This is a genomic window from Methylibium sp. (genome assembly GCF_013817365.1).
Taxonomy (GTDB): Bacteria; Pseudomonadota; Gammaproteobacteria; order Burkholderiales; family Burkholderiaceae_C; genus Methylibium.
The window spans coordinates 1-5,825 of record NZ_JACDCU010000270.1; the positions used below are offsets into that span (position 1 = coordinate 1).

3 protein-coding genes and 1 pseudogene are annotated in these 5,825 nt (G+C 71.6%); 3 read left to right on the plus strand and 1 reads right to left on the minus strand.

The features are described from left to right. The 3 genes and pseudogenes from H0W38_RS15225 to treF form a co-directional block, all read left to right on the plus strand. Positions 1-289 (plus strand): annotated as a pseudogene (locus tag H0W38_RS15225) (xanthine dehydrogenase family protein molybdopterin-binding subunit); the annotation flags it as partial. A gap of 76 nt (positions 290-365) precedes the next feature. Then, positions 366-1,133 (plus strand): SDR family NAD(P)-dependent oxidoreductase, encoded by a 768-nt coding sequence (locus H0W38_RS15230; protein WP_292455548.1) that lies wholly within the window; start codon positions 366-368, stop codon positions 1,131-1,133. Positions 1,134-1,195: 62 nt separating this feature from the next. Next, a complete protein-coding gene (gene treF, locus H0W38_RS15235; RefSeq protein ID WP_292455550.1) occupies positions 1,196-2,833 on the plus strand; it encodes an alpha,alpha-trehalase TreF in 1,638 nt (545 codons plus the stop codon). Positions 2,834-2,960: 127 nt separating this feature from the next. Here treF and H0W38_RS15240 read toward each other — a convergent pair. Next, on the minus strand, positions 2,961-5,825 hold a 2,865-nt coding region (locus H0W38_RS15240), incomplete at its 5' end, for a PAS domain-containing hybrid sensor histidine kinase/response regulator (RefSeq protein ID WP_292455553.1).

The following is a 5,825-nucleotide window of genomic DNA, read 5'->3' on the forward strand; positions in this document are numbered from 1 at the left end:
CCCGGGCATCGTTCGCCAGCAGATGGAAGGCGGCATCCTGTTCGGCCTGAGTGCCGCGCTGCACGGGCGCATCGACATCGTGGGCGGCGTGGTGCAGCAGCGCAACTTTCCTAACTACCGGCTCGCCACGCTGGCCGAATCGCCGCGCATCGAAACGCACATCCTGGCCAGCACCGCGCCGCCTGCCGGCGTAGGCGAACCGGGCACGCCGCCGCTGGCGCCGGCGCTGGCCAATGCGCTGTTCGCGCTGACGGGAAAGCGCCTGCGCGAGTTGCCGCTGCGGGTGTGAATCGAGCCGCTTGTCCCCGCTCCCGGGGCGGCCACGTCTCTCATGGGACGATACCCCTTGGCTACGAGGGGACAGCATGCGGCTCGACAACAAGGTGGCACTCGTCAGCGGCGGCGCGCAGGGCATCGGCCGGGCCGTCGCGCTGCGGCTGGCCCGCGAAGGCGCCGACATCGCGCTCAACGTGCTTCATGACGACGAGCGCGCAAGCAGCGCCCGCGCGGAGATCGAAGCCCTCGGGCGGCGCTGCGCCGTGCTGCAGGGCGACGTGTCGCGGGTGGCCGAGGTGCAGGCCGTGGTTGCCGAGGGCGTGCGGCAGCTCGGCCGGCTCGACGTGCTCGTCAACAACGCCGGCGTGGAAAAGCGCGCCGGCTTCCTCGACGTGAGCGAGGCGCACTACGACCACGTGATGGGCGTCAACCTCAAGGGCGCGTTCTTCCTCACGCAGGCCTTCGTGGCCCACTTGAAGGAGACGCAGCGCCCGGGCAAGGTCATCAACATGAGCTCGGTGCACGAGGAGCTGCCCTTCCCGAACTTCACCGCCTATTGCTGCAGCAAGGGCGGCATGCAGATGATGATGCGCAACCTGGCCGTGGAGCTCGCGCCGCTGGGCATCACGGTGAACAACATCGCGCCCGGTGCGATCGAGACGCCGATCAACGCCACGCTGATGAAGCAGCCGGCGCTGGTGAACCGGCTGCTCGCCAACATCCCCCTGCGTCGGTTGGGCCAGCCCGACGACGTCGCCGGCGTCGCCGCCTTCCTGGCCTCGGCGGAGGCCGACTACATCACCGGCGCCACGCTCGTGGTCGATGGCGGGCTGCTGTGGAACTACAGCGAGCAATGAGCGCCGCCCAAGGCGCTCACGCCCCCTTGGGGGACCGACGCGCAGCGTCTCGGGGGGGCCCGATGAGCGCCGCCGGGCCGCTCCCAAGGCGCTCGGCGTCCGTCGTCGATCCCGGCCAGCGCAGCGCCGCCGCCGCGGCCTGTCCGCCACCCGACACGCTCACGCCGGCCGACCGCTACGAGGAGCTCTTCATCGCCGTGCAGTCGCAGCACCTCTTCGCGGACAGCAAGGACTTCGTCGACTGCGTGCCGCGCGGCGATCCGCAAGCCATCCTGGCGGCGTACCGGCGCGAGCACCGCGCGGCAGGCTTCGATCTCGGCGCTTTCGTGCGGGCCCATTTCGCGGCGCCGGTCGTGCAGCCGAACGACTACGTCGCTCGGCCCGGACTGACGCTCGTGCAACACATCGACGCGCTGTGGCCGGTGCTCACGCGCCAGCCGCGCCAGCACCCGGTGCGCTCCTCGCTGCTGCCCTTGCCGCACGCCTATGTGGTGCCAGGGGGCCGCTTCGCCGAGCTCTACTACTGGGACTCGTACTTCGTGATGCTGGGGCTCGCCGAAAGCGGCTGCACCGACGTGCTGCACGCGATGACCGACAACTTCGCCTACCTGATCGACACCTACGGCCACGTGCCCAACGGCACGCGCACCTACTACCTCAGCCGCTCGCAGCCGCCGGTGTTCGCGCTCATGGCCGAGTTGTGCGAGGACCGCGGCGGCCCGCCAGCCGTCGGCTACCTGCCGCAGTTGCGCAAGGAGCACGCCTGGTGGATGGACGGCGCCGAAGCCCTGCGCCCCGGCGAGGCGCGCCGGCGCGTGGTGCGCCTGGCCGACGGCGCGCTGCTCAACCGCTTCTGGGATGACCGCGATTCGCCGCGCGAGGAATCCTGGCACGAAGACGTCGCCACGGCCGCCGAATCCGAACGCCCCTGCGCCGACGTGTACCGCGACCTGCGCGCCGCGGCCGAATCGGGCTGGGACTTCAGCACGCGCTGGCTGCACGAGCCCGACGACCCGACCCAGCCGGGGAGCACGCGGCTGGCCGACCTGCGCACCACGGCGATCCTGCCGGTGGACCTGAACGCCCTTCTCTTCAAGCTGGAAACGACCATCGCCCGGCTGGGCGCCGCCGATGGCGACGACGAGTGCGCCGGCCTGTTCGGCGCCCGGGCCCGCGAACGCCAAGCCGCCGTGAGCCGCTTCATGTGGAACGCCGAGCAGGGCGCGTTCTTCGATTTCGACTGGCAACGCGCCCGGCCGCGCCGCTGTCTCACCGCCGCCAGCATGGTGCCGCTGTTCACCGGCCTGGCCGATCCGGCGCAGGCCGCCGCGCTGGCCGGCACCCTGGAGCGCCGCCTGCTCGCCCCCGGCGGGCTGGCCACCACCGAGGTGTTCAGCAACGAGCAATGGGACCGGCCCAACGGCTGGGCACCGCTGCAGTGGATGGCGATCCGCGGCCTGGCTGACTACGGCCACACCGCGCTGGCGCAGGAGATCGCAAGGCGCTGGCTGGCCACGGTTGACGAAGTCTTCCGCCGCGAGGGCAAGCTGGTCGAGAAGTACGCACTCCGCCAAGTGAGCGCGGACCGCTCGGCCGGCGGCGGCGGCGGTGAATACCCGCTGCAGGACGGCTTCGGCTGGACCAACGGGGTCACGCGGCGCCTGCTGGCACAAGGGTTCGAGCGCGGCACCGAGCGGTGATCGGCCGACGCGCGGGCTGATCGCCTGTGTGCCGGGAGGTTCGATCCGCTGCGGGCAGCCGACTGCTGCTCGAGCGCGGCGGCTCGCTCTGCTGTCATGCCACTGAAGCGGCTGCGCCGCCGCGGCCTCAGGCCGTCACACGGTCCCCGAGCACGCGCGCCAGCGTGCGTTGCAGGTGCTCGGCATCGATGGGCTTGGTGAGGAAGGCGTCCATGCCCGCGGCCAGCGCCTGCTCGCGCTCGGACACCAGCGCGGCGGCGGTGAGCGCCACGATGGGCAGCGCCTCGCTGTTCCAGCGCTGGCGCAGCCGGCGCGCGGCTTCATGGCCGCTCATCACCGGCATCTGCACGTCCATGAGCACGGCGTCGAAGGCCGTGCCGTCACGCTCGGCGGTGGCCACGGCATCGAGCGCCTGCTGGCCGTCGTGCGCCGGGGTCACGCGCACGCCCCACTGCTCGAGCATGGCGCCGGCGATCATCATGTTGACCGGGTTGTCCTCGACCAGCAGCACGCGCGCGCCGCTCAGGCGCTGCGCCAGCGCGGCCTCGTCGTGCGGCTCGGCCTGCGTGGCGGTGGCGGCCGGCAGCGGCAGCTCGGCCCAGAAGCGCGCGCCCCGGCCCGGCTCGCTGACCACGCCCACCTCGCCGTGCATCAGCAGGGCCAGCTCGCGGCAGATCGACAAGCCCAGGCCGGTGCCGCCGTAGCGCCGGGTGATCGAGTCGTCGGCCTGGGTGAAGGGCTGGAACAGCCGCGCCTGAGTGACGGCGTCGATGCCGCAGCCGGTGTCGCTGACCGTGATCCGCAGCCGCGTGCCTTCGCCGCGGGCGACCTCCACGCGCACACCGCCCTGCTCGGTGAACTTGAGCGCATTGGCAAGGTAGTTGCCGAGGATCTGGCGCACGCGCAGGGGATCGCCCCGCACGGTCTCGGGCACGTCTGCCCCCAGGTGCAGCGTCAGCGTGAGGCCACGCGCTTCGGCCGCCGGCTGCTGGGCGCGGCAGGCGGCCTGCAGCGTCTCGCGCAGCGAGAAGGGCACCGACTCGAGGCTCAATTTGCCGGCCTCGATCTTGGAGAAGTCGAGGATGTCGGAAATGATCGAGGACAGGCTCACCGCGCTCTCGAGAATCTGCTGCAGGTACTGCTGGCGCCTCGGCGCGTCGAGCCCCGGGACCTGCGCGAGCCGCGCCAAGCCCAGCAAGCCGTTGAGCGGCGTGCGGATCTCGTGGCTGGTGTTGGCCAGGAAGGCGCTCTTGGCGCGGCTGGCTGACTCGGCCGCGTCGCGCGCCGCTGCGAGCGCCTGCTCGGTCTGGCGGCGCTCGGTCACGTCTTCGCCGATCCAGATGGTGCCGCCGCGGCTCGGGTCGTCGGGGTCCACCGCCTGCGCGCGGATACGGCACCAGAACAGGCTGCCGTCGCGGCGACGCATCTGGCGCTCCAGCTCGAAAGGCTGGCCAGCCGCCAGCAGGGGACCGGCCACCGTGCCGACCTCGGCGTGTTCGGCGGCGCTCGGCCAGACCACCGCGCCGCTCTCACCGTGCATGGTGCCGGCCGGCCAGCCGAACATCCGCTCGAAACGCGGGTTCACGTGCACGAAGCGGCTGTTGCGCGTGAAGGCGATGCCGATCGAGGCGTGCTGCAGGATCGCCTCGCGCTCGAGCCGCGCCTGCTCGATGACCGCCATGTCGCGCGCCATCACCACGAGGTATTCGATGCCGTCGTGCACGAAGCACGCCGCCGACACCCGCAACGGCACCAGCGCGCCCGACTTCCTGCGGAACATCGCCGGCATCTCGCGCACGTGGCCCTGATCGCGCACGGTCTGCAGCAGCTGCTGGCGGTCGGCTTCACGGTGCCAGATGCCGAGCTCGGCCGCGGTACGGCCGATCGCCTCCTCCGAAGTCCAGCCCAGCACGCGCGTGTACTGCTCGTTGATCATGAGATAGCGGCCGGTCGATCGTTCGGTGAGCGACACGGTGTCGGGCGTGGTGTCGAACAGTTGCGTGAGCAGCGCCTGCGAGCCGCGGAGGGCCTGTTCGGCGGCGCGCTGTGCTGTGACGTCGCGGTAGATCGACATCGTGGCCGGGCCGTCGTCGAGCTCGACGCGCAGGCCCGTCGCCTGCACCTCGACGCTTTGTCCGTCGGTGCGCCGCAGCCGGAAGTCGGCCAGTGGCAGCGCGGTCCCCTTAGGCACGGCGTCGAGGCCGGCCGTGCGGGCGCGGGCCCGTTCCAACTCGGCGCCCGGTTCATGGTGCGCCCAGAGTTCGATGCCGACCATCGCCGCCGCGTCGCTGTAGCCGAGCAAGCGGACCGCCGCTTCGTTGGCTTCGACGACCACGCCGTGGCGGTGCAGCAGCAGGGGCGAGGGCGAGCAGTCGAACAGCTCGCGGTAGCGTGTCTCGGTGACGTTGCGCGTGCGCTGGGCCAGCACCGTGTCGGTGACGTTTCGCCCCACGCCCCAGTAGCCCGTGAAACGCCCCGCTGTATCGAGCGTCGGCTCGCCGCTGATGCTTACCCAGCGCGGTCGCCCGTCCTTGTGGGCGCAGCGCATCACGAGGTCGCGAAACGGACGGCGCGCCTCCAGGTCGCGGCGGTGCGCGGCCCACTCCTCGGGCGTCAACCCGAATTCGGGGATTTCCCAGCGCATGCGACCGAGCAACTGGGACTGGGTGACACCGGTGTCGTCTGCCAGCGTGTGGGAGGCGAAGGTAAAGCGCAGTTGCGCGTCTTGTTCCCAGTACCAGTCGGCGGCGATGCCGAGCAGATTGCGAAAGCGCTGCTCACGCTCCTCGACGGCCGCCAGCGCACGACCCAGCGCGCTGCGGCTGGCGATGCCCGCCACCAGGCCGATCGCCAGCATCGCGGCCTGGATCGCGAACGCCACCGGCAGATTCGCGCCCAGCCTGCCGGCCGTACCGGATGCCGGCGGCAACCAGCCGCGGAGCTCGGCGACCACCAGTGCGCCCAGCAGGACGACGCTGCCGACCGCCAGCGC